Origin of the sequence: Dokdonella fugitiva, assembly GCF_014138265.1 — a bacterium.
Lineage (GTDB): Bacteria > Pseudomonadota > Gammaproteobacteria > Xanthomonadales > Rhodanobacteraceae > Dokdonella_A > Dokdonella_A fugitiva_A.
Genome location: NZ_JACGXL010000007.1, coordinates 287,814 through 309,634, shown reverse-complemented (window position 1 = coordinate 309,634; position 21,821 = coordinate 287,814). Strand labels below are relative to the sequence as shown.

Below are 21,821 nucleotides of genomic sequence, written 5' to 3'. Positions count from 1 at the left end.
CGACTTTCGTACGCGCGCTGCCGCCGCGCCGCCATGCCCGCGCGCAAACGATGCGCTACGCTGCACGCAGTCTCATGGACCCACACCGATGTCGAGCCATCCCGCCGTCCACAGCTTTCATCACGCGGCCAGCGGCACCTGGACGCACGTCGTCGCCGACCCCGCCAGCGGGCGCACGGCCATCATCGATCCCGTGCTCGATTTCGACGTCGCGTCCGGCCGCGTCGGCACGCAACCGGCGAACGAACTGCTCGCGCACCTCGGCGAACTCGGCCTCGAGGCCGCCCTGATCCTCGAGACCCACGCGCACGCGGACCATCTGTCCGCGGGCGCGTGGCTGCGCGATCGGCTCGGCGTGCCGCTCGCGATTGGCGCGGGCATCGTCGACGTGCAGCGCACGTTCAAGCGACTGCTCGCGCTCGGCGACGATTTCCCCACCGACGGCCGCTCGTTCGATCGCCTGCTGCGCGACGGCGACAGCATCGACGTCGGCGCGCTTCGCATCCACGTGGTCGCGACGCCCGGCCATACGCCCGACAGCGTCGCTTATCTCGCCGGCGACGCGGCTTTCGTCGGCGATACGTTGTTCGCGCCCGGCGCGGGCACGGCGCGCTGCGACTTCCCGGGCGGCAGCGCGGCGACGCTGTACCGTTCGATCCGGCGCCTGTACGAATTGCCGGACGAAACGCGTGTGTTCCTCTGCCACGACTATCCCGCTGCGGGCGCGGAGGCGACCGCAATGGCGCGCATCGGCGAAGAAAAGCGGTCCAACAGCCAGCTGCGTGCCGACACGACCGAGGCCGACTACGTCGTCGTGCGCGAACGCCGCGACGCGACGCTCGCGGTGCCGAAGCTGCTGTGGCCGGCGATCCAGTTCAACATCCGCGGCGGCCGCCTGCCACCCGCGGACACGCTCGGTCGCCGCCACTTCAGGCTTCCCGTGTTCCTCGATGCGGATTGACGCACGGCGCATCGCGCTCGCGCTGCTGCTCGCGTGCCTGCCACTGCACGCGCTCGCGTGGGGCCCGACCGGCCATCGCATCGTCGCCACGCTCGCCGAACGCGAGTTGCCCGCGACGACGCGCGCGGCGCTGCGACCATTGCTCGCGCGATCGCATGCACGCGCGCTCGCCGACGTCGCGACCTGGGCCGACGACCTGCGCGACGATGCCCGCCACCGCTCTCTCTGGCGCGCGACGTCGAAACTCCACTTCGTCAACTTCGCGGACGCGACGTGCCGGTATGACGCGCGCCGCGATTGCGCGGGCGGACGTTGCGCAGTCGCCGCGATCGATCGCTACGCCAGCGTGCTCGGCGATCGAGGACGCGGCGTCGACGAACGCGCCGAAGCGCTGCGCATGCTCGTGCACCTCGTCGCCGACGTGCACCAGCCGCTGCATGCGGGCTATCGGCACGACTCGGGCGGCAATCGCTACCAGATCCGCGTCGACGGCAACCGCGGCACGAACCTGCATGCGCTATGGGATACGCCCGTGCTCGGCGACCGCCACGAAGGCTGGCGGGCGCGCGCCGCCGATCTCGCGCATACGCCGCTGCCGGCCGCCGACGGCGGTGCCGCGAACTGGGCCGAAGAATCCTGCCGCGCGACGCGCGATGCCGGCATCTATCCGTCGCGACGCCGCGTCGACGCGGTCTACCTCGCGCGGGCGCGCCCACTCGCTGAACGACGCTTGCGGCAAGCAGCCACACGCCTCGCAGCGCTGCTGAACCATGCGCTCGCCCCGCACCGCTGAGCCCGTGCCCGCCGGGTTTCGCCGGCCGATCAATCGGTTGGCGCAGCATGAACGAATTCTAAACCGACCGGTATTGAAATAGCGGGGCTGAATCCCATCTATACGCACGCCGCCGACGGGTGAACCCGGAAGCGACGGGAAGCATCGAACGAACTGGACGGCGCGTGCCCCGCGCACGTCCACCCCCAACAAGTTGGAGTCACATCATGAAGAACACCCTGCTCGCCCTTGCCCTCGCGACGGCCGGTCTGGCCGCCCTCCCCGCCCACGCCGCCGATACCAATGGCTGGTTCATCAACGGCAACGTCGGCCAGTCCAATCTCAGCAAGGGCGTGTACGACGACGACGACACCGCGTTCGGCGCGAACGTCGGCTACCGCTGGGCGCTGGCCCCGAACTTCCTGTTCGGCGTCGAAGGCGGCTACACGGACCTCGGCACCTTCTCGCCGAAGGGCAACCCGTCCGGCTTCGGCGATGCCGAGCTCAAGGGTTGGAACCTCGGCGTCAACGGCCACTTCAACGTCAACGAGAACTGGTACCTGAGCGGCCGCGCCGGCTTCTTCCGCGCCGACCTCAAGGGCACCTACGGTCCGCTCGCGGCGCCGGTCGCCGTCGACGACCACAGCAACAAGTGGTACGCGGGCGCCGGCTTCGGTTACGACTTCAGCAACAACTTCAGCGTCGGCCTCAACTACGACTACTACAAGGCCGAGAAGAGCGGTCTCAAGTTCGACCCGGACCTCGTCTCCGTCAGCGCCGAATACCGCTTCTGATCCAGCTCTCCGACGGGAGTACAACGGCAAGGATGCCGTCACAGCCGACCGGCCTGCGAGAGCAGGCCGGTTTTTTTTTCGCGTGCGTGCATGAGGCCCGGCCGAACCGTTGCTGCTCGCCGGCTTCGCTCCGGCCATCCGGCCCCCCGTCCGTAGCCGCGACGTTCGCGGCCGATACGCTTCCATCAGGGTTGCATGATCGGCGTGATGGTCGCTACGGGAACCCCGACGGGAGCGGCGGCCGCGGACGCCGAAGGCGACGGCACGCAGACGAGGGTGAGGCGCACCGTGGTGGCTGAAGCGGTCGTATTGGCGTAGATCCAGCGCCACGTATTCGTCGAGCTGGGGCCATTTTCGTGCAACGCGATCGCAAGGTTGTTGACCGACGGCTGGCTGATGCCTCCGCTGACGACGACGCTGCCGGCCGGACACGGGAGGGCGCCGAGGTAGGCGGTGTTCGCGTCCGCCGTGGTGTCGACCGTGACTTGGAAGGGCAGCAGCGACGGACCGGCCGGTCCCTGCGGTCCGGTCGCGCCTTGCGCACCCGTCGCCCCCTGCGGTCCCGTCGCACCTTGCGCACCCGTCGCCCCCTGCGGTCCCGTCGCACCTTGCGCACCCGTCGCCCCCTGCGGTCCCGTCGCACCTTGCGCGCCGGTCGCCCCCTGCGGCCCTGTCGGCCCCGGCGCGCCTTGCTCGCCTTGCGGGCCTGCGGGTCCCGGATTGCCGCTCAACGCGTACTGGGCGACCGGCGTCGTCGCGATCGCCTGTCGCGGCGACAACGATTGGCCGTTCACGCTCACGTCGAGCCACATCTGGTCGCCGGTGAACACGCCCGGGAACGCGAGCGATACCGTGAAGAGTCCGTCGACGATCGGGAACTGCGGCTCCGACTGCGGCGTGCCGACGACATGGCCGGCGACCTCGGCGTCGTACAGCGTGAACACGAGATCGAACGCGCCGTTGGCGGGCTGGCCGTTCTGTGCGAGGCGCCCCTGATACGTGAAGTCGGGCAACTGCGCGACCTGTGCCACGGCGACCTGGCTCGCCGGCAGCGCGACCGCGATGCAGCAACGCAGCAGCGCGATCATGATCGGCCGTCGACGCGCGAGGCGAAGACGCGGTGCGGCCGTGTGCCCACGAAAGGATGTCATCGGTGTCTCCTGCGACGGGCGATGGCCGCCGTTCGATGGATGAAGCGCAGGAAAGGGGGAGCGGCTATCACGCACGTCGCGGCCCGCCGACGACCGCGAGCCGATCAGTGCCAGCGCGCGAGCGCCGTGCGCACCGGCGAGGCTTCGACGAACGTCGACTCGATCATCGCGCGCAGCGGCTGCACCAGCGCGCGCGCTTCGGCCTCGCGCCCGGCGTCCGACAGCGCCGCGGCGTAGGCGAGCGCGAACTCCGCGATGTACGGATGCGCCTCGCCGTACTTCGCGCGCACCGCGTCGAGCGCCGCGCGTCGATGGTCGAGCGCGGTCGATGCGTCGTGCGCCACGAGTGCGACGCCCGCCTCGAGCGCTTCGCGGCGTGCCCGCACGAGCGGTGTCAGCGGTGCGCGCGAGTGCAACAGAACCTGCACGGTCTTCGCCGCGTCCGCGGACGATCCCGACGCAAGCTGCCATTCGCCGAGCGTGATCTCGCACTTCGCGGTGTTCAGATCGTCTTCGCCGAAATGCGCACGCATGCCTTCGATCGCCCGATCGAGCGGCGCCTTCGCTTCGCGCAGCCGTCCTGCGCGCACGAGCGCGCGCGCGAGGTTGTAGTCCGCGCGCAGCACGAGGCGGTTGCCGTCGGGCAAGGTGCGCCGGCGCGTCCGCAGCGATTCCTCGTACAGCGGGATCGCCGCACCGTAGTCGCCCGTGTCCTCGCAGGCGGTCGCGAGGTTGTTGAGCGGCACCGCGTACGCCGCGCTGTCCCTGCCGGAGACGTCGGCATGGATGCGCATCGCCTCGCGGTACTGCGCGATCGCGTCGGCGAATCGACCGAGGTCCTGCAGGCTGTAGCCGAGCACGTTGTGCGCGTCGGCCGACTTCGCGCTGCGCTCGCCGTAGAGTTCCGCGCACAACGCGATGTTGCGCTCGAACAGCGCGACGGCCTGCGCGGGCTGGCCTGCATCCGACAGCGCGCGCGCGTAGCCCTGCAGCGTCACCTGGTAGTCCGGATGGTGTTCGCCGAACTGCTTCTGCTTGAGCGCGAGCGCCTCGCGGTAGTAGTCGAGCGCATGCGCGTAATCGGCGCGCTTCGCCGCGACGAGGCCGAGGTTGTGCAGCGACGAGGCTATGCCGTCGCCGGGCTTGTCGAGCGGCAGCGTGCGTCGCAGGTCGAGGCCCTTGCGCAGCGCGGCTTCGGCCTCCTCGTAGCGGTCCTGCGCCTCGAAGGCGAGGCCGAGCGTGTTCCAGGAATCGGCGAGTGCGCGCGCGTCGTCGGGTGCATGTTCGGTGCGCAGGGCGAGCGCGCGGCGCGCGGCTGCCTCGACGTCGGTCGCCGGATAAGCATTGTTCGCGTAGACGACCGCGAGCTGGCTCAGCGCCTCCGCCGCCTTGAGCGGCTCGTCGACGCGCGGATCGAGGTAGAGCTCCGCGGCGGCGCGGAACAGCGCGATGCTTGGCTTCGGCTGGCCGAGGTGGCGGTAGGCGGTCGCGAGCACGTCGAGCAGGTGCGCCTTCACCTGCGGCGCGTCGTCGAGGTCGCGCTCGATGCGTGCCGCGCCTTCGTCGAGCACTTCGCGTGCGGTGATGTCGCGATGTTCCGCGTTGAGGCGCGGATTGGACGTGTCGAACACCGAGACGAGGAAATCGCTGACGCGTTCGGCCGTCGCCGCCTGCCGCTTCGCTTCCCGTTCCGCCGCGCGCGCCCGCGCGTTCTCGAGCGCGAGGCGCCAGGTGAACGCGCCGAGCACGAGCAGTGCGCATGCGGCCGCGAGCGCGACCGGCCAGCGCCGGCGCAGCAGCCGCGCGGCGCGATAGCGCAACGTCGCTGCGCGCGCGCGCACGGGACGGTGCTCGAGGAAACGCTGCACGTCCTCGCCGAGTTCCCGCGCCGAGAGGTAGCGCGCCGCGGCCTGCGCGGCGGTCGCACGCAGCACGATCGCGTCGAGGTCGCCGGCCAGGCGCGCGCGCCACGGCACGTCGTCGGCGAGTTCACTCGGTCGCACCTGCGCTTGGGCGAGCCGCGCGACGGTGCGGTCCGCGGCATCGACGCGCGGCTTGCGCCCGGTCACGAGCTCGAACAGCACGAGGCCGAGCGCGTAGACGTCGCTCGCCGTCGTCAGCGTCTCGCCCGCGAGCTGCTCCGGGCTCGCGTAGCCGGGTGTGAAATAGCCGTCCGCTTCGACGGCGCGAGGCCGATCGAGCGCGCGTGCGATGCCGAAGTCGAGCAGCACCGGCGTGCCGTCGGCGCGCACGAGCACGTTCGACGGCTTGAGGTCGCAATGCACGATCAGGCGCTGGTGCGCGAACTGCACCGCGTCGCACACCGCGCGGAACAGCGCGAGGCGCGCGCGCAGGTCGAGGCGATGGTCGCGGCAGTACGCGTCGATCGCTTCGCCCTCGACGTACTCCATGACCAGGTACGGCTGGCCGCCCGGCGTCGCGCCACCGTCGAGCAGCCGCGCGATGTGCGGGTGCTGCAAGGTCGCGAGGATCTGCCGCTCGCGCGCGAAATGGACGAGCGTGTCGCTGCCGGGCAGGCCGCGGATCAGCTTGATCGCCGCCTGCTGCTCGAAGTGGCCGTCGGCGCGTTCGGCGAGGTGCACCGCGCCCATGCCGCCGCTGCCGAGGCGTCGCAGCAGGCGCCACACCCCGAGGCGATCGCCCTCGGCGAGTTCGGTCTCCGGCATCGCGCCGAGCGCGCGCAGCACCGGCGCGCGCAGGACGGTGTCGCGGTCCTCGCAGGCGAGCAGCGATTCGATCTCGGCGATCGTCGCCGCGTCGGCGCCCTCTTCCTCGTAGCGTCGGCGACGTTGGTCCGGCGCGAGGTCGCAGACGAGGTCGAACAGGCGCCGCACCTCGACGAAACCCGGGCGCGCCGCTTCCGTCACGCAGCGAGTTCCCGGTTCAGCCATGCGCGCGCGAAACGCATGTCGCGCGCGACGGTCGGCACCGAAATGCCGACCGCGGCGGCGATCTCGTCCTGTTCCATGCCGGCGAAACAGCTCATTTCCATCACGCGCGCGGCGCGTGCGTCGTGGTCCGCGAGGCGCGTCAGCGCCTGGTCGAGCGCGAGCAGGTCGAGCACGCTGCCGGCATCGCTCGCGGCGCCTTCGGCGGTCGCGCCGAGCGTCACGTGCAGCGCGCCGCCGCCGCGCTTGGCGGCCTGCCGCGCCCGCGCGTGATCGATGAGGATCGAACGCATGTGCAGCGCGGCGATGCCGAGGAAATGCGCGCGGCTGACGAAATCGGTGTCGTTGCCGAGCATGCGCAGCAGCGCTTCGTGCACGAGCGCGGTCGGATTGAGCGTCTGCTCGCGCTCACCGCGCAGGCGCTGCACCGCGCTGCGCCGCAGCGCCTCGTAGATGCGCGGCATCGCGATCGCGAGCGCGTCGCGATCGCCCCGGTGCCAGGCATGCAGCAGCTGCGTGATGTCCTGTTCCACCGCGTCCCCTCGGCCGCGCGGCCCGCGTCGAACAGGCAATGTAGGGAGCCGGCCGGCGTCGCGCAACCGCACCCGGACGCGCACGCTCCGGCGCGCGGCGCCGGAGCGATGCGACGGTCGCCGCGCGACGAGCGCTAGGGCACGCAGTCGATCGCCTGGATCGGCTGCAACGGCGGTGCGTTGAGCACGAGGTCCCAGCGGCCGGCGCCGCCGTTCCACTGGTAGTACTGGTTCGAAGTCGACGACACGCCGACGAAACCGAAACCCGACTGACCGATCATGCCGCAGAGCTTCGCGCGGCTGTCGAGGTCCGCCTTGATCGGCAGGCCGTTCAGGCGCGCGTTGAAGCACTGGTTGTCGCCCGAGAGATGGGCCGCGTCGCAGGTGAGGATATAGCCGTCGATGTACTGCATCGCGGTGAAGTTGCCGTTCGCCGGCACGCTCGGTGCGGGCGCGCCGTTGCAGACGTAGCGACTCTGCGCCGCGTTGATCTCGCCCGCATCGAGCACGCCATTGCGGTTCGCGTCGAGGCCGACGCGCACGAGCGTGCCGCCCGCGCTGCAGTTCGCGCCGGCCGATTCCGCCGTCGTCGCGAGCAAGGTGTCGAAACCGTTGCTGCCGCTCGCGCCGGTCGCGCCTTGTGCGCCTTGTGGACCTTGTACGCCTTGCGGCCCTTGCGCACCGGTCGGTCCGGCCACGCCTTGCGGTCCGGTCGCCCCGGCGGGACCGGTGGCGCCCGTCGCTCCGGCCGCACCGTCGGGCCCCGTCGGCCCGACGGGGCCCGCTGCACCCTGCGGCCCGGTCGCACCCGCGGGCCCCGGATTGCCGCTGAGCGCGTACTGCGCGACCGGCGTCGTCGAAACCGCCTGGCGCGGCAGCAACGGTTGTCCGTTCACGCTCACTTCGAGCCAGGTCTGGTTGCCGCTGAACACGCCCGGGAACGCGAGCGACACCGTGAACAGGCCGTCGACGACGGGGAACTGCGTTTCGAGCTGCGGCGCGCCGAGCGTATGGCCGCCACTCGCGGCGTCGTACAAGGTGAACGCAAGATCGTAGGCACCATTGGCCGGCAGGCCGTCCTGCGCGAGGCGACCCTGATAGGTGAAATCGGGTAGCTGCGCGACCTGAGCATGGGCGCTGCCACCGGCGAGTGCAGCGAGGATCGCCGCGATGCGACGTGCGGTCGTCGTACTCACGGCGCGCACCCCTCGAACGATGATCGGAACAGTTCGTCGGGACGCGCCACCGGCGCCGCCCAGAAGCCCGAGACGAGCGCGAGGCTGCCGCCCGTCGCGACGCCTGCGGTCGGCTCGCCGATCGTCGCCGACAGGTCGAAGCACGCACTCGTCGCGCGTGCGACGCCGCCGCTCGCGATCACCGAACCCTGCAGCGCATAGCCGCCGCCGGCCGGCGCCGCGAACACGCTCGACGCCGCCAGCGCGACCACGAGCGCGGTCGCCGGCGCGCGGCGCCGACGCGAACACGATTGGATATCCATCGAACCCTCCTGAATACCGGACGTGATGAACGGCCCCATGCCGCCCCTGTCATCGGTCCGATCAGGTAAGCGGGAAAGCAGCGTGCGGGATATCAAGCGCGCCGCGCCGGCGCGCAGACGCACCGGGCGCGCAACGAGGCAGGTGCGTCGGAAGACGGCGCGCGGCGTGACCCGAGGGGGCCGATCAAGGCGGTGCAAGGACGCGCGCGGGCGGCGCGTCGAATCCGTCGGCGAAGATCGCATCCTTCCAGCGGCCGCGCAGTTCCCAGCGCGACTCCGCGAAGACGTTCGCGTAGGCGCGGAATTCGGGTACGACGACGACATCGAAGTCGGTCGTGCCGGCGGCGACGTCGAGCAACGCCTCCTGCTGCTGCCAGCGCCGGGACGGGTTCGCCGGCGCCGGTGCGAATGCGCCCGCGGCGAGGCCGTTGATGAAGATCATCGCGGCGGCGGAGCCCGCCTGCTCGCCCGGCACGCCGGCGCCGGCATCGAAGGTGCGGCGCAGGCGCAGTGGCGACTGCGCATCGGCGACGCGGAAATGGAAATGGCTCGAGCCATCGCCGTAGGCGCACGCGAGCGCACTGCGCGCGGTCGGCGGTTCGTCCTCGAACGAGGCGGCGAGCGGCGCGCAGCTCGCCGTCGCCGATCGCACGTAGGCGTGCGCGGCCGCGGCCGCCGCATCGCCGATCTCGAACGCGTCGTAACCGATGAGCAGCGGCGTGTCGCGCCGGTAGGCGTAGACGACGCTGCGCACGCAGGTCGGTACCGGCGCGGACGGCGCATAGCCGGCTTCCTGCTCGAGATGCAGCGCGCTCGCGTAGGTGAGCGGCGCGGTCGGCATGAGCCGGTACGCGACCGTGCTGCCGCTGCCGTCCGTGTCGACCACCGTCGCGCCCGCGAGCGGCCCGGCGAACACGCCGCGGTCGAAGTAGAAGCCGCCGTCGTAGAAGTCCTCGACGCCGGTGCCGTACCACGCCGGTGCGAACGCGCCGTCGACGCGCGCGCGCTCGTCGCCCTCGAGATAGCCGCGTGTCGATACGCCGTCGGCGCGATGGCGCGCGGCGACGCCGACGATCCTGCCCGCGCCGGTCGCATGATCGAGCGTGATCGCGGACGCGGCGCTGCAGGTGTCGACGAGCCGCGCTTCGAAGCGACCCGCCTCGGCAGGCACCGGCGCGGCGTCGAACACGAGTGCGCTGTCGATCGCGACGGCGGCAGGCAACGCGGCATCCGCGGCGAGCGCGATCGCGACGTCCTCGACGAACGGCATCGGCCACCACGCGTACAGCCAGCCGCCCGCGTCCTCGCCGACGAACACGCCGCGTGCGGGCGCCTGCGCGTCGGTCGGCGCGGCGAAAAAGTCGGCGAGCGGCACGTCGATCGCAAGCACGCCGTCGACGCTCACGCGCAGGCTCAGCGCAGCATACGCCGAGCGTGGCAGGCGCAGGCGGATGCCACGCAGCCAGCCGGGTCCGCTGCGCGTCGCCAGCGTCGCGCTGCCGCCCGGAGCGAGGTTCGTCGTCGCCACCTGCGGCAGCAGCATCGCGTTCCACGGGTCGTCGCCCGCGTGCGCGAGGAACGCGCGCCATGCAGGCTCGTCGTGGCCGGCGAGGAAACTCGCCACGGGCGTGCCGGGCGCGATGCGGTGGAACTGCAGCTGGAACCAGAGCAGGCGCTGCGCATTGCCCGTGCACGGGTTGCTGCCGCCGTCGTCGGCGCCGGCGAGCGCGACGCGCAACGACTGCGCATAGGCGATCGGCACGTGGCTCACGTAGCCGCCGCTCGACTGCAGGCGATCGAGCGCGAGCGGGGGCGTGAACGGCGGCGTCGAACCGTCGAACAGTGCCGCGAGGGGCAGGTCGAGTGTCGGCATCGCGGCGCCGTCAAGATACAGGCGCACGCGGATCGCCGGATCGATGCACATCGACGTGCCGAAACCCGTCGTCAGCCAGAACCGCGTCAGTGCGCCCGGTCCGCGCTCGTCGAGCACGACCACTTCATCGCCGTCGCGATAGAGCCAGCGCAGCGGATACGGATTCGCCGCGGCGCCTTCGGCGCCGGCGTTGCTGCGGTCGTAGCGGCAGCCGTCGAGGCAATGGCTCGAACGCTCGAGCACGACGTCGTCCGCGTCGATCGCGGCGAGGCGCGCGGGCGACTCCCAGGTTTCCCACGGCAACCCGCTCGCGTGCGCCGCTGCCGCGACGCTCCCCAGTGCGATCGCGAGCAGCGGCCGGCGCCTCATCGCGCGTCAGTCGCGATCGGGATAGAGCGCGGGCAGCGCGTCGGCGCGCCGCGGCCCGAGGTCGTCGACCTGCCAGCGCAGGCCACCGCGGAACGCGCGTTGCAGGCGCGCGGCAACGCCTTCGGCAGCTTCGCCCCTCGCGTAGCGAGAGCGTTGCAGCTCGGCGAGCCCGTCGCGCTGCGCCGGATCGGCGAGTCGCGCGGCGAGCTGGCCGAGGTTGTAGACGTCGGTGCGCTCGCCGCGCGCCCAGGCGACCAGCGCGCGCTCCGCGCCGGCGAGATCACCGAGTGCGCACGCGCGCAGGAAATCCGCACGCGGTGCGGCGGAAGCGGGCGCGGCCGCCGCGCCCGCCGGCGCAGCGGGAGCACGCGCGAAACGCCGCGTCGACCACCATGCGAGCAGCGTCGCCAGCCACAGCACGAACGCGATCATCGCAAGCATCTTCCAGAGGCCCGCGTGCAGGTCGCCGTCGAAGGCGGGCGCGGCCGCCGGTGCCGCGCTCGTCGGCGCCGATGGCGTGGCCGCAGCGGGCGTGCCGGCCGATGCGCCGGCCGCCGCGGGCAGTACGGTGATCGTGCGCGACGGCAGCGTCGCTGTCTCGGCGCGATCGTGCACGGTGTCCCACCAGCGCACGCTTAGTCCCGGCACGGTGATCGTTCCCGCGCGATTCGGCACGAACGCGAACTTGCGCACGCGCTCACCGTACAACCATTCGCCGTCGTCGCGCGTGCGCGTGTCGGCCTTGTCCGGATAGATTTCCGCGCCGGGCGGCGCAGCGAGTTCGAGTTCCGGCAGTTGCTCGTAACCGAGCCCCTGCGCCTGCAGCCGGATCGTGCGCGTGATCGGCTCGCCGACGTGCACTTCCGCCGGCGGCTCGCCCTCGTCCTTGAGCAGCAGCGACGCGGCGGGCAGCCATGCGCCATCGGTCCAGGTCGCCGGCTTCGCGCGTACCTCGAGGTGCACCGCGTCCGAACGCGCGCTCACGCTGCGGCCACGACCGAAGAATGCGGCGGGATCCGCCGCGTCGAGCACGGTGCCGCGGAAGGCGAGCGCGGGAATCTCGACCGCGCCGCTGCGTTCGGGAGTCAGCGCGTAGTGGCGCTCGAGCACGTGGTAGCGCCGCGTGCCGACGGTTGCGACGTACGACTTGTCCTGGCCGAGGCGCTGCGCGGTGAGTCCGTCCGCCTTCGGTTCGGCGAGGTTGCCGTCGGTGAGATCGAACGCGAAGTACAGCTTCACCGTGTAGCGCACCTGCTGCTGCACGTACGGATCGAGCGGCTGCGCGCTGGCCTCGAGGAAGATGTCGCCGCCGGCCTGTTGCGCTGCCGTCGGTGCGGGCAGCACGCTGAGTCGAATCGGCGCGGTCTGCACGCCACCGACCGCGAGCGGCGCGATCGTGATCGCGCCATCGTGCTTCGGTTCGAGCCCGACCGCCCACAGCGTCTTCGCGCTGCGCGTGCCGTTGCTGATGTTCACCTGCTGGCCGGACTGCGTGCCGAGTACGTTGAAGTCCTTGGCGAGCGCGGAAAAATCAGGCTGCGCCGCGCCGACCTCGTCGGTCTCGACGTTGAGCGTGACGGTTTCGCCGAGGTGCATGCTGTCGCGATCGAGCCATGCGCGCACCGCGGGCTTGTCGTCGGCGTACACCACGCACGTGACGAGCAGGAACAACGCGAGCACGACACGCGCGCGGCGCCGGAATCCGATTGCGTTCATCCGCCGTCTCCTCCACGCTGTTGCCGGCGCTGGTATTCGAGCTGGAACTTGCGCCGCAGCAGGCCGCCCGGATCGTCGGGCACGCGCTCGAGCCAGTGGTCGAGCGCCTGGCGCTTCTCGCGCGTCGCATCGTCTTCGGGCGCTTCCTGCACCGCGCGTGCGGGCTCTCCTGCGGCGGCGTCCTTGCGCGGATCGGCAAGCGCGCGATCGACGGCTTGCTTCAACGCCTGCTGCTGGTTCGCGTCGGGCTTGCGTTCACCCGCCTTGCCATTGGCGCCGCTGGCGTCCTGCTGCCGGCCACCGCGCTGCGAGGAATCCTGCGCGCCCTGTTCGTCGGGTGCTTGCCCGGCCTGGTCCTGGCGCGATTCGCCGGACTGCTTCGCCGGATCGGCCTGCGCCTGTTGCGCACCCTGCTCGCCGTCCTTGGTGTCGCGGTCGTTCTGCCGGCCCCCCTGCTTCTGCGCGTCGTCGGCCGATTCGTCCTTGCCGTCCTGCGGCTTCTGCGCGCCGTCCTCGGGTTTCGACGCGCCCTGCTGCTGGCTGCCGTCCTGTTGCGGCGACGGATCCTGTCCGTCGTGCGGCTGCTGCTGTCCCTGCTGCGGATCCTGCTGCTTGCGCTGGCGCATGAAATCCTCGACCGCCTTGCGGTTCGCTTGCGCATCGGCCATGCCCGGCTCGCGCTTCAGCGCCTCGTCGTATGCGGCGATCGCTTCCTCGTAACGACCGAGCTTCGCGAGCGCATTGCCGCGATTGTAGGCGCCGTCGGCACCATCGGCTTTCGCGTAGGCATTTTCGGCTGCGCTGAAATCGCCACCGCGATACGCCGCGCCGCCGCGCCATTCCGGCGTCGGCGCGAGTTCAGCCGCGCGCTTGGCATCGCCGGCGGCGAGGGCGGCGGCGGTCTGCTGGTCCGCGCGCTGCCAGAGGTCGCTCAACGACGCGGCGCGCGCACGCGGCGACGGCGCGAGCGCTGCGAGCGCGAACACCATGAGCCAGCCGCGCCGGAACGAAGCGAGCGCGAGCGGCAGCAACGCGAGCAGCAACCACGGACCGCGATCGCGCCAGCGCGCGCTCGCCGCTTCGCCGTCGGCCTGCCCCGCGTGCGCATCGACGTCGACCGTCGACGCGAGCAACGCGTCGAGGTCCGAGCCGTCGGCGCTGAGCGCGGCATAGCGGCCACCACCGGCCGCGGCGACCGCGCGCAACGTGCCCTCGTCGAGGCGCGAGATGACCACGTCGCCGTCGTCGTCCTTGAGGAAGTCGCCCTGCGCGAGCGCTACCGGTGCGCCGGCGGCGGTGCCGAGGCCGAGCACGGACACGTCGTAGCCGCGCGCGTGTGCGCGACGCGCCGCGGCGGTCGCGTCGGCGCTCGCGCCGTCGGCGAGCACGACGATCTCGCCGCGATGCAGGCCGGCCTGTTCGATGAGCGTCGCCGCGGCGTCGATCGCGCGGCCGGTCGCGTTGCCGATGACCGGCATCGTCGTCGGGTCGAGCGCGTCGACGAGGTTGCGCACGGTCTCGACATCGTCGGTGAGCGGCGCGGCGACGAACGCGTCGCCGGCGTAGCCGAGCAGCGCGGTCTGGTAGTCGCGGCTGCGGGTGAGGATGTCGTCGAGCTTGTAGCGCGCGCGCTCGAGCCGGCTCGGCTTGACGTCCTGCGCGGCCATGCTCGGCGCGAGTTCGAGCACGAGCACGCGCGCGGCCTGGTTGCGGTAGAGCGGCATCGGCTCGCGTTCCCACGCCGGGCCAGCGAGCGCGAGGCTCGCGAGCGTCCACAGCGACGCGGCGAGCACGAGGCCACCGCGCCCGCTGCCGCCGTCGATGCGCTCGAGCAGGTGCGGCAGCAGGTGCGCGTCGACCGCGCCGCGCCAGGCGCCCGCGTCGGTGCGGCCATGCCGCCACGCGTACCAGCACAGCGGCAGCGCGAACAACAGCAGCAACGCGGCAGGCCGCAGGAAATGGAAGTCGCCGAACGTGCTCATGCGGGCAGGCTCACGCGGGCACGCCTCCGCGCAGCGCGCGCAGGCGCCACGCCGGCACCGCGAACGCGAGCGCCGCGGCAGCGAACGCCGCGGCGAGCGGCATCCAGTACCACTCGTCGACCGGCCGCAGGCTCTGCTTGGCGTCGGCCGCGGGTTCGAGCTTGTCGATCGTGCGATAGATGTCGGCGAGTTCCTCGCTGTTGCGCGCGCGGAAGTAGCGGCCGCCCGTGCGTTCGGCCATCTTCGTCAGCATCGTCTCGTCGAGGTCGGCCGACGGGTTGACCATGCGACTGCCGAACAGGCTGTCGACGCGCATCTGCTCGGCGCCGACGCCGATCGTGTAGATGCGCACCTGGTTCGCTTCGGCGAGGTCGATCGCTTTCGCCGGCGTGAGCTCGCCCGCGGTGTTCACGCCGTCGGTGAGCAGCACGAGCACGCGCTGGTCCTGCGGGCGCGCACGCAGGCGCTTGACCGCGAGACCGACCGCGTCGCCGATCGCGGTCTCGCGGCCGGCGAGGCCGATGGTCGAGTCGAGCAGCTGCTTGCCTACGGTGCGCAGGTCGAACGTGAGCGGCACGAGCAGGTAGGCACGCGTGCCGAACAGGATGAGGCCGACGCGATCGCCGCGGCGGCGTTCGACGAAGTCGCTGGCGATCGCCTGGATCGCCGCGAAGCGCGGTACGGCGGAACCGGCGAGCTGCATGTCCTCGATGCTCATGCTGCCGGACGTGTCGACCGCGAGCAGCAGGTCGCGGCCCGAGCGCGCGACGTCTTCGGGCGGACCGAGCCACTGCGGCCGCGCCGCGGCGAACACGAGCAGGATCCAGGCGAGCAACGCGAACGCGCGGCGCAGGCGCGGCACCGGCGAAACGTCCGCCTGCTGCGGCAGCGCGACGCCGAGGTGCGGCAGGTGCAACGCGCTGCCGAACAGCCCACGTGCGCGCGGCAGCAGGCGTGCCGCGAGCAACGGCAGCGGCAGGAGCACGAGCAGCCACGGCCATGCGAGCTCAAGCATGGGCGTCCTCCGCGCGCAGCACATGCGCGAGCCAGCGGCGCACGAGCGCGATCAGCGCACCCGCGTCGACCGCCGCCGCGGGGTCGTCGGAGCGCCGGTACGGCGCATCGAGCAGTGCGCGGCCGGCACCACGGCGGAAAGGCGCGGCATCCGCTTCGCTTTTCGGCAGCTTCGCGTCGAGGAAGTCGAGCCACGCCTCGCCGTGCAACGCCGCCGCGTGCGGCGCGAGCAACCGACTCGCGCGGCGGAGCAGGTTCGACAGCGCGATCGACAGCTGTTGCGCATCGGCGCTGCGTGCGTGCGCGTCGGCGATGCGCTCGAGTTCCGCGCGCACGCGTGCGCGCCAGCGTCGCCGACGCTCGAAGCGCCAGCACGCGCGCACGCCGAACGCGAGTGCGACGAGCAGCGCGAGTGCGAGCAACCACCATCCGGGCGCCGGCGGCCACCAGTCCGGCGTCGCGGGCAGGTGGATGTCGCGCAGTTCGGGACCGGCAGCCGGATTCACGCGACCACCGGCGAGTGGCGGCTGCGCGCGAGCAGCGGCGCGAGCGCGCGGCGCAGGTCGGCGTGGCCGTCGAGTTCGAGCACGCGCAGGCCGAGGCGGCGCGCCTGTTCGAGCAGGCGCGCGCGCGATGCCGAGAAGCGCTCGGTCCAGCTGCCGCGCACGCGCGCATCGCCGAAGTCGAGCACGCGCCGTGCGCTGCCGAGGTGGATCGCGTAGCGACCCGGCGGCGGCGGCGCGAGTTCGAGTGCGTCGCGCAGCAGCACGATCGTGATCTCGTGCCGGCCGGCGAGTTGCGGCAACAGCTGCGCCGCGTCGGCGTCGGTGCTGAAGCCGTCGGTGAGCAGGACCAGGCGCATGCCCGGGCGCAGCAGCCGGCGCACGCGCGCGAGCGCGGTCGACAACGGCGCCTGGCGTTCGACGTCGGCCACGGCGTCCCAGTCGCGCAACGCGCGCAGCACGTGCAGCACGCCGCGTCGTCCGCCCGCAGGCTTCACCTCGCCGTCGACGCCACCGCCGAAACCGAGCGCACCGATGCGGTCGCCGGCCGCGGACGCCATCCACGCGAGCAGCGCGGCTGCGCGCGCGGCCTGCACGCTCTTGAAGCGCACGCGCGTGCCGAAGCGCATGCCCGGGTTGAGGTCGATCGCGAGCAGCAGGCCCTGTTCGCGTTCCTCTTCGAACAGCTTCGTGTGCGGCTTGCCGCTGCGTGCGGTCACGCGCCAGTCCATGTGGCGAATCTCGTCGCCGGGCTGGTAGATGCGCGACTCGCGGAAGTCGACGCCGCGACCGCGCCAGCGCGAACTGCTGGTGCCGCTGCGCAACGCCGGACTGCGCCGGCTGCGCACGAGACTGCCGCCGTGCGCGAGCGCGGCGAGTGCGATCAGTTCGTCGAGGGCGACGCGGACGGAGCGGTTGGCGGATGCGGGCTGCATGGCGTGCGTTGGCGCCGCGAGGTCGTCGCGACGCTCGGCGGAATCAGGGCAGCGGTACGCGTTCGAGCAGCATCGACACGACGCGGTCGGCGCTGACGCCCTCCGCTTCCGCCTCGTAACTGAGCAGCACGCGATGGCGCAGCACGTCGGCAGCGATCGCGTGCACGTCTTCCGGCGTCACGTAGTCGCGACCGGAGAGCCACGCATGCGCACGCGCGCAGCGATCGAGCGCGATGGTGCCGCGCGGGCTCGCGCCGTAGGCGACGTAGCGGGCGAGCTCGGCGCCGTAGGCGCCCGGCTCGCGCGTGGCGAGAACGAGCTGGACCAGGTAGTTCTCGAGCTGCGGCGCGAGATGCAGGCCGAGCACTTCGCGACGCGCGGCGAACACCTGCTGCTGGGTCAGCCTGCGCAGCGGCGGCGCGGTGACGACGAGCGCTTCTCGCGCGCGGTCGCGCGCGAGCTGCAGGATCGCCGCTTCGGCGGCGGCCTTCGGGTAGTCGACGCGCACGTGCAGGAGGAAGCGGTCGAGCTGCGCTTCGGGCAACGGGTAGGTGCCTTCCTGCTCGATCGGGTTCTGCGTCGCCATGACGAGGAACAGCGCCGGCAGCGCGTAGGTGTCGCGGCCGACGGTGACCTGGCGCTCGCCCATCGCCTCGAGCAGGGCGGACTGCACCTTCGCCGGGGCGCGGTTGACTTCGTCGGCAAGGATGAGGTTGTGGAAAATGGGACCGCGCTGGAACTCGAAACTGGTCGTCTGCGGCCGGTAGATCTCCGTGCCGGTGAGGTCGGCCGGCAGCAGGTCGGGGGTGAACTGGACGCGATGGAAGTCGGCCTCGATGCGCGCGGCAAGCTCCTTGATCGCGGTGGTCTTGGCCAGGCCCGGCGCACCTTCGACGAGCAAGTGCCCGTCGGCGAGCAGGACGATCAGCAGGCGGTCGATCAGCGCTTCCTGGCCGATGATGCAGCCGGCGAGCTCGCGCCGCAGGGTGGCGAAGGCGGTGGCGGCCGTGATGGGTTCAGGCATGTCCATGGGCAGAAGGATCCGGGTTCCCGATGATCGCACGGGACGATGAAGGGTCGGACAGCGGCCCGCGCGAATAGTTTTCGCGGAGCATCAAGGAATCACTAACGGATCCCTGCGCGGGCATGCGCGGAGCATTGCCCGGCGGGCGCTAGTGTTCCAGGACGTCGCCGAGCGACTGGGGCTTGCCGACCAGCCAGCCCTGCGCGTAGCGGCAGCCGAGCCGGTGCAGGATTTCGCGCTGCTCGCGCGTCTCCACGCCCTCGGCGACGAGGTCGCAGTCGAGCGCACGCGCCATGCCGACGATCACCCCGACCATCGCCACCCCGCGCGGCCGGTCGAGCGCCTTGATGAAGCTCGCGTCGAGCTTGATCTGGTCGAAGTTCAGGGTCAGCAGCGGGCCGAGGTTCGAATATCCGGTGCCGAAGTCGTCGAGCGCGACGGGCATGCCGACCGAGTGGCAGTGCGCGATGAGATCGCCGATGCGCGCGTGGTCCATGACCAGGCTCTCGGTGACTTCGAGCTTGAGCCGGTCGGGCGGCAGGTCGCGCGCTCGCAACAGGTCGAGGATGCGGCCGACCAGGCCCGGATCGTCGATCTGTCGGCCGGACAGGTTCGCGGCGATGAACGGCAGCGGCTTGCGGCCGCGCGTGCGGAACTCGACCAGCATGTCGCAGACGCGCGCGAGCACGTAGTCGCCGATCGGCACGATCAGCGAGGTTTCCTCGGCGAGGCGGATGAACTCCGCGGGCGACACCGCGCCACGCTCGGGATGTTGCCAGCGCACGAGTGCCTCGTAGCCGGCGATGCGACCGCTGACGATCTCCTCGATCGGCTGCAGCCGCACCTCGAGTTCCTTGCGCTCGAGTGCCGCACGCAGCTCGCTTTCGAGACGGATCTTGTCGACCGCGTCCGCGTCGTCCGGCTGGGCCGCGAGCACCGGATCGCTGCCGTCCACCTCGCCGGTGAGGCGCGCGAGGGCCGAGCGGTAGCGCGTCAACTGGCTCATCAGCAACGCGCGCACGACCGGGTCGGCGTTGGCGAGGCGTTCGGCGAACTGCGCCTTGTCGATCGGGATCAGGCGGCAGTCGGTCAGTGCGCGCGCACTCGCGGTGCGCGTGGAGTCGTCGAGCACGGCCATTTCGCCGAGCAGCATGCCCGGCCCGAGTTCGGCGAGCACGCGCGGCTCGCCGAGCTGCGTCGTGCTGATCTCGATGCGGCCGGCTTCGATGAGGTAGGCGCAGGTGGGCGCGTCGCCCTCCGCGAACACGAGTTCGCCGGCCTTGAACAGCTCGCTGTAAGGCTGCAATGCGCGGTCCTCCCCTCGGACGCTGCGCCGCGGATTCGTCGAAGCGATGCCCGATCGTACACAAAAAAAGGGCCGCATTGCTGCGGCCCTTCTTCATGCCCTTCGAGCGGATGTTACGGACCGCAGCTCGGCACCGGGCTCGGCACGCTCTGCGATCCACGGAACGTCACGGTGACGCTGCGCGAGGCGTCGCCGGCCGCGGCGAACACGCACTGGCCCGTGCCAACGGCCGGCGGGGTGCCCGCACCGATGAAACCATCGGCCGTGACGATGAATCCTGCCGTGCCGCCGTTGTTGGTCGTGCTCGTCGGCGGATTCGCCGTCAACGTGGCGCCGTCACCACCGGAAGCCGTGCACGTCGCGGTGATGTCCACGCCCGGCAGGCCACTGCCGTCCGGACCGACTGCCTTCACGGTGATCGGCACATCTCGGCTGCCCGCGCAGTTGATCAGGACCGAATTCGGACTCGCCTGCAGCGCGGAAATCTGCACGATGAAATCGACCGGGTCGCTGGTCGCACCCGCGCCCGAGAACACGACCTGGCCGCTGTTGCCGCCGCCGGAGGTCACCGGCAGGCCGGAAGTCACCACGGTGCCGACCGTGCAGCCGTCGGTGCCCGTGAGGTCGTCCAGGAAACCGGCGCCGGTCGTGCCATCGATCGAACCCGTACCGGCAGGCAGCGTGAACTGGAAGCCGACCTGCACGCCGCGGAGCGGGATACCGAGGGCATCGGCGACGCAGACCGTCACGGACGTCGTGGTGTCGCCGAGCAGCGGGTTCGGGAACGCGACGATCGAGGCCGGCGCGACGCCCGGGTAGGCCATCGTGCCCGCATCGGTGACGCGACGCGGCGCGCCGGTGACGCGATCGACGCCGTCGCCCTGCGCCCACACCGCGACCGCATCGCCGACCGTGTTGACCGTGTAGTTCAGCGTCGCGTGGGCGACACCGATGTCATTGGTCGTCGCGCTGGCCGTGATGTTGCCGTGCAGGGCACGACCGAACAGGTACGGCAGTACCGGACCGGAATCGACGGTCGTTCCCGTGGTGTTGTTCTTGTTGAATACCGGCAGCACGGTTGCGCTGGTCGCGCTGTTGATGTGCTGCACCGTGACCGCGCTTTCGAGGTCCTCGTTGCCCTGCACCGCTTTGCCGAACACGATCAGCGCGTCACCCGGGCCCGCGCCACCACCCGCCGAGTTGAAATGGCCGGTCGGCGCGGTGAACGTGCCGCCGCCCTCCTGCGGGTTGCCGTCGAGGCCGGAAATGAGGAACTGGTTGTCGTTCGCCGTGCCCGGCTCGCCGACCGGCGAGTCGACCGCGCCGAAACGGATCGCGGTACCCGGGATGACCGGATTGCCCTGGCGATCGGTGCCGAGCGCCGACACGGTGAGGCTCAGGGTCGCGTCCGGATCCGCCGGAATCGAGCCGACGTCGGAGCTGACGTCGCCCGACACGGTGTTGATGACGATGCCCGGGAGGCTCGGCGCGAACAGCGGCGAGGTCAGCTCGATGCTGTACAGCTTGCCATCCGAGACGACGATCGATTTCGTGAACGTGACCGGGTCCTGGATGCCGTTGCTGACGTTGTTGTCGGCACGATCCGCGGTTGCCTTGATCTGCACGGGGCCCTGCGGCGTGCCGTCGTTGGCCTGGAACGCGATCGTCGCGACACCGTGCACGGTGTGCGTCGCGACCGACGTGCCCGAGACGGGCCCGGCCACGGAATTCGTGCTGAGGCGCGCATCACCGGCATCGCCGACGATCTCGACCTGCAGGTTGTCTACGCCGCTGTTGCCATTGGCCGGATCAGGGACCGCCTGGGCGCCGGCATCGAGCACCATCGCGTGGATCTGCGAGGTGTTGTTGCCGCCGGAGCTGGGCAGGTAGACGCCGGCGGGCGTCGCCTCGAGCGCGACGCTCGCCGGCAGCGTGCCGACACCGCTCGTGACCGTGATGGTGATCGAATTCGTCACGGTGCGGTTCGTGTTCGGATCGATGCCGGTCACGGTCAACGTGGCCGCGCCTGCGCGGCCGCTGGAGAACACCCAGCAGATCGCATGACCGGTATCCGAATGCACCTGGATGTTGGTCCAGTTGACCGCGGACTCGTCCGGCTGCGTGCTGGCGTCGTCAGGTATATGGATGCTGGCGACTTCGACCGGGCTGATGCTGCAGTTGATGTCATGGCCGGAGACCGGCGAACCGTCGGCGTTGCGCCAGGTGATGTCCACCTCGCTCGAGAACGGCGAGGACGGATACCAGGAAGTGTTGTTGGCGTTCAGCGGCAGCGTCGTCGTCGTCGCGTGCAGCGTGATGGTGCCACTCTGCGGCGGCGAGGTCGCGCCGCCATCGCCGCCACCGCCGCCGCAGCTGGCCAACGTGAGGCTGGCGAGCATCAGCCCCAGGGTCTTGCCGAAAAATTTCATGTCGTGTCTCCAGTCCTGCGAGTTCGATGGCACGGTGCAACGCGCGGAAAGC

17 protein-coding genes are annotated in these 21,821 nt (G+C 71.3%); 3 read left to right on the top strand and 14 right to left on the bottom strand.

All coding sequences use genetic code 11. From position 1 onward, the window contains the following. The first annotated feature begins 88 nt into the window (after positions 1-88). From FHW12_RS19455 to FHW12_RS19445, 3 genes are all read left to right on the top strand, one after another. Entirely contained in the window at positions 89-961 is an 873-nt protein-coding gene (locus tag FHW12_RS19455; RefSeq protein WP_182532721.1) for an MBL fold metallo-hydrolase, read from the top strand. Then, the gene (locus tag FHW12_RS19450) at positions 951-1,754 is read left to right on the top strand and encodes a S1/P1 nuclease (RefSeq protein WP_220484547.1); all 804 of its coding nucleotides are present in this window, start codon (positions 951-953) and stop codon (positions 1,752-1,754) included. The genes FHW12_RS19455 and FHW12_RS19450 overlap by 11 nt, the downstream gene beginning before the upstream one ends. Before the next feature lie 206 nt (positions 1,755-1,960). Further along, positions 1,961-2,527 (top strand): outer membrane protein, encoded by a 567-nt coding sequence (locus tag FHW12_RS19445; protein WP_182532720.1) that lies wholly within the window; start codon positions 1,961-1,963, stop codon positions 2,525-2,527. 185 nt (positions 2,528-2,712) lie between these two features. On the opposite strand, the gene FHW12_RS19440 is transcribed toward FHW12_RS19445, so the two are convergent. The 14 genes from FHW12_RS19440 to FHW12_RS19380 all read right to left on the bottom strand — a co-directional run bounded on the left by FHW12_RS19440 (position 2,713) and on the right by FHW12_RS19380 (position 21,769). Beyond that, entirely contained in the window at positions 2,713-3,615 is a 903-nt protein-coding gene (locus tag FHW12_RS19440) for a collagen-like protein (RefSeq protein WP_220484546.1), read from the bottom strand. A gap of 167 nt (positions 3,616-3,782) precedes the next feature. Next, positions 3,783-6,566 carry a tetratricopeptide repeat protein gene (locus FHW12_RS19435; protein WP_182532719.1) on the bottom strand — a complete coding sequence of 928 codons (2,784 nt, stop codon included), beginning with the start codon at positions 6,564-6,566 and terminating at the stop codon, positions 3,783-3,785. Beyond that, positions 6,563-7,120 carry an ECF-type sigma factor gene (locus FHW12_RS19430; protein WP_182532718.1) on the bottom strand — a complete coding sequence of 186 codons (558 nt, stop codon included), beginning with the start codon at positions 7,118-7,120 and terminating at the stop codon, positions 6,563-6,565. The genes FHW12_RS19435 and FHW12_RS19430 overlap by 4 nt, the downstream gene beginning before the upstream one ends. A gap of 134 nt (positions 7,121-7,254) precedes the next feature. Then, a complete protein-coding gene (locus tag FHW12_RS21680; protein WP_220484545.1) occupies positions 7,255-8,316 on the bottom strand; it encodes a collagen-like protein in 1,062 nt (353 codons plus the stop codon). After that, positions 8,313-8,618, bottom strand: coding sequence for a hypothetical protein (locus FHW12_RS21100; RefSeq protein WP_220484544.1), 306 nt, complete (start codon positions 8,616-8,618; stop codon positions 8,313-8,315). The genes FHW12_RS21680 and FHW12_RS21100 overlap by 4 nt, the downstream gene beginning before the upstream one ends. Positions 8,619-8,802: 184 nt before the next feature. Further along, positions 8,803-10,860 carry a DUF2961 domain-containing protein gene (locus FHW12_RS19420; protein ID WP_182532717.1) on the bottom strand — a complete coding sequence of 686 codons (2,058 nt, stop codon included), beginning with the start codon at positions 10,858-10,860 and terminating at the stop codon, positions 8,803-8,805. Between the two features lie 6 nt (positions 10,861-10,866). Further along, the gene (locus FHW12_RS19415; protein ID WP_182532716.1) at positions 10,867-12,576 is read right to left on the bottom strand and encodes a BatD family protein; all 1,710 of its coding nucleotides are present in this window, start codon (positions 12,574-12,576) and stop codon (positions 10,867-10,869) included. Continuing rightward, positions 12,573-14,558 carry a VWA domain-containing protein gene (locus FHW12_RS19410; protein ID WP_182532715.1) on the bottom strand — a complete coding sequence of 662 codons (1,986 nt, stop codon included), beginning with the start codon at positions 14,556-14,558 and terminating at the stop codon, positions 12,573-12,575. The genes FHW12_RS19415 and FHW12_RS19410 overlap by 4 nt, the downstream gene beginning before the upstream one ends. A 10-nt stretch (positions 14,559-14,568) precedes the next feature. Then, positions 14,569-15,573: a vWA domain-containing protein gene (locus FHW12_RS19405; protein WP_182532714.1), complete on the bottom strand. Its 1,005-nt coding sequence runs from the start codon at positions 15,571-15,573 to the stop codon at positions 14,569-14,571. Further along, entirely contained in the window at positions 15,566-16,078 is a 513-nt protein-coding gene (locus FHW12_RS19400; protein ID WP_182532713.1) for a DUF4381 domain-containing protein, read from the bottom strand. Before FHW12_RS19400 ends, FHW12_RS19405 begins: the two co-directional genes overlap by 8 nt. Beyond that, positions 16,075-17,010 (bottom strand): DUF58 domain-containing protein, encoded by a 936-nt coding sequence (locus FHW12_RS19395; protein ID WP_182532712.1) that lies wholly within the window; start codon positions 17,008-17,010, stop codon positions 16,075-16,077. The genes FHW12_RS19400 and FHW12_RS19395 overlap by 4 nt, the downstream gene beginning before the upstream one ends. Positions 17,011-17,053: 43 nt before the next feature. Then, positions 17,054-18,040 (bottom strand): AAA family ATPase, encoded by a 987-nt coding sequence (locus FHW12_RS19390; protein ID WP_182532711.1) that lies wholly within the window; start codon positions 18,038-18,040, stop codon positions 17,054-17,056. 142 nt (positions 18,041-18,182) lie between these two features. Then, the gene (locus FHW12_RS19385; protein ID WP_182532710.1) at positions 18,183-19,340 is read right to left on the bottom strand and encodes an EAL domain-containing protein; all 1,158 of its coding nucleotides are present in this window, start codon (positions 19,338-19,340) and stop codon (positions 18,183-18,185) included. Between the two features lie 113 nt (positions 19,341-19,453). Further along, entirely contained in the window at positions 19,454-21,769 is a 2,316-nt protein-coding gene (locus FHW12_RS19380) for a hypothetical protein (RefSeq protein WP_182532709.1), read from the bottom strand. Between the last annotated feature and the right edge of the window lie 52 nt (positions 21,770-21,821).

Excerpts from the sequence above, each read along its gene's own strand:
- FHW12_RS19405 (WP_182532714.1), bottom strand. The coding sequence starts at position 15,573 with ATGCTTGAGCTCGCATGGCCGTGGCTGCTCGTGCTCCTGCCGCTGCCG.
- FHW12_RS19450 (WP_220484547.1), top strand. The coding sequence starts at position 951 with ATGCGGATTGACGCACGGCGCATCGCGCTCGCGCTGCTGCTCGCGTGC.
- FHW12_RS21100 (WP_220484544.1), bottom strand. The coding sequence starts at position 8,618 with ATGGATATCCAATCGTGTTCGCGTCGGCGCCGCGCGCCGGCGACCGCG.
- FHW12_RS19380 (WP_182532709.1), bottom strand. The coding sequence starts at position 21,769 with ATGAAATTTTTCGGCAAGACCCTGGGGCTGATGCTCGCCAGCCTCACG.
- FHW12_RS19455 (WP_182532721.1), top strand. The coding sequence starts at position 89 with ATGTCGAGCCATCCCGCCGTCCACAGCTTTCATCACGCGGCCAGCGGC.
- FHW12_RS19420 (WP_182532717.1), bottom strand. The coding sequence starts at position 10,860 with ATGAGGCGCCGGCCGCTGCTCGCGATCGCACTGGGGAGCGTCGCGGCA.
- FHW12_RS19445 (WP_182532720.1), top strand. The coding sequence starts at position 1,961 with ATGAAGAACACCCTGCTCGCCCTTGCCCTCGCGACGGCCGGTCTGGCC.
- FHW12_RS19410 (WP_182532715.1), bottom strand. The coding sequence starts at position 14,558 with ATGAGCACGTTCGGCGACTTCCATTTCCTGCGGCCTGCCGCGTTGCTG.
- FHW12_RS19440 (WP_220484546.1), bottom strand. The coding sequence starts at position 3,615 with ATGATCGCGCTGCTGCGTTGCTGCATCGCGGTCGCGCTGCCGGCGAGC.
- FHW12_RS19415 (WP_182532716.1), bottom strand. The coding sequence starts at position 12,576 with ATGAACGCAATCGGATTCCGGCGCCGCGCGCGTGTCGTGCTCGCGTTG.
- FHW12_RS19390 (WP_182532711.1), bottom strand. The coding sequence starts at position 18,040 with ATGGACATGCCTGAACCCATCACGGCCGCCACCGCCTTCGCCACCCTG.
- FHW12_RS19395 (WP_182532712.1), bottom strand. The coding sequence starts at position 17,010 with ATGCAGCCCGCATCCGCCAACCGCTCCGTCCGCGTCGCCCTCGACGAA.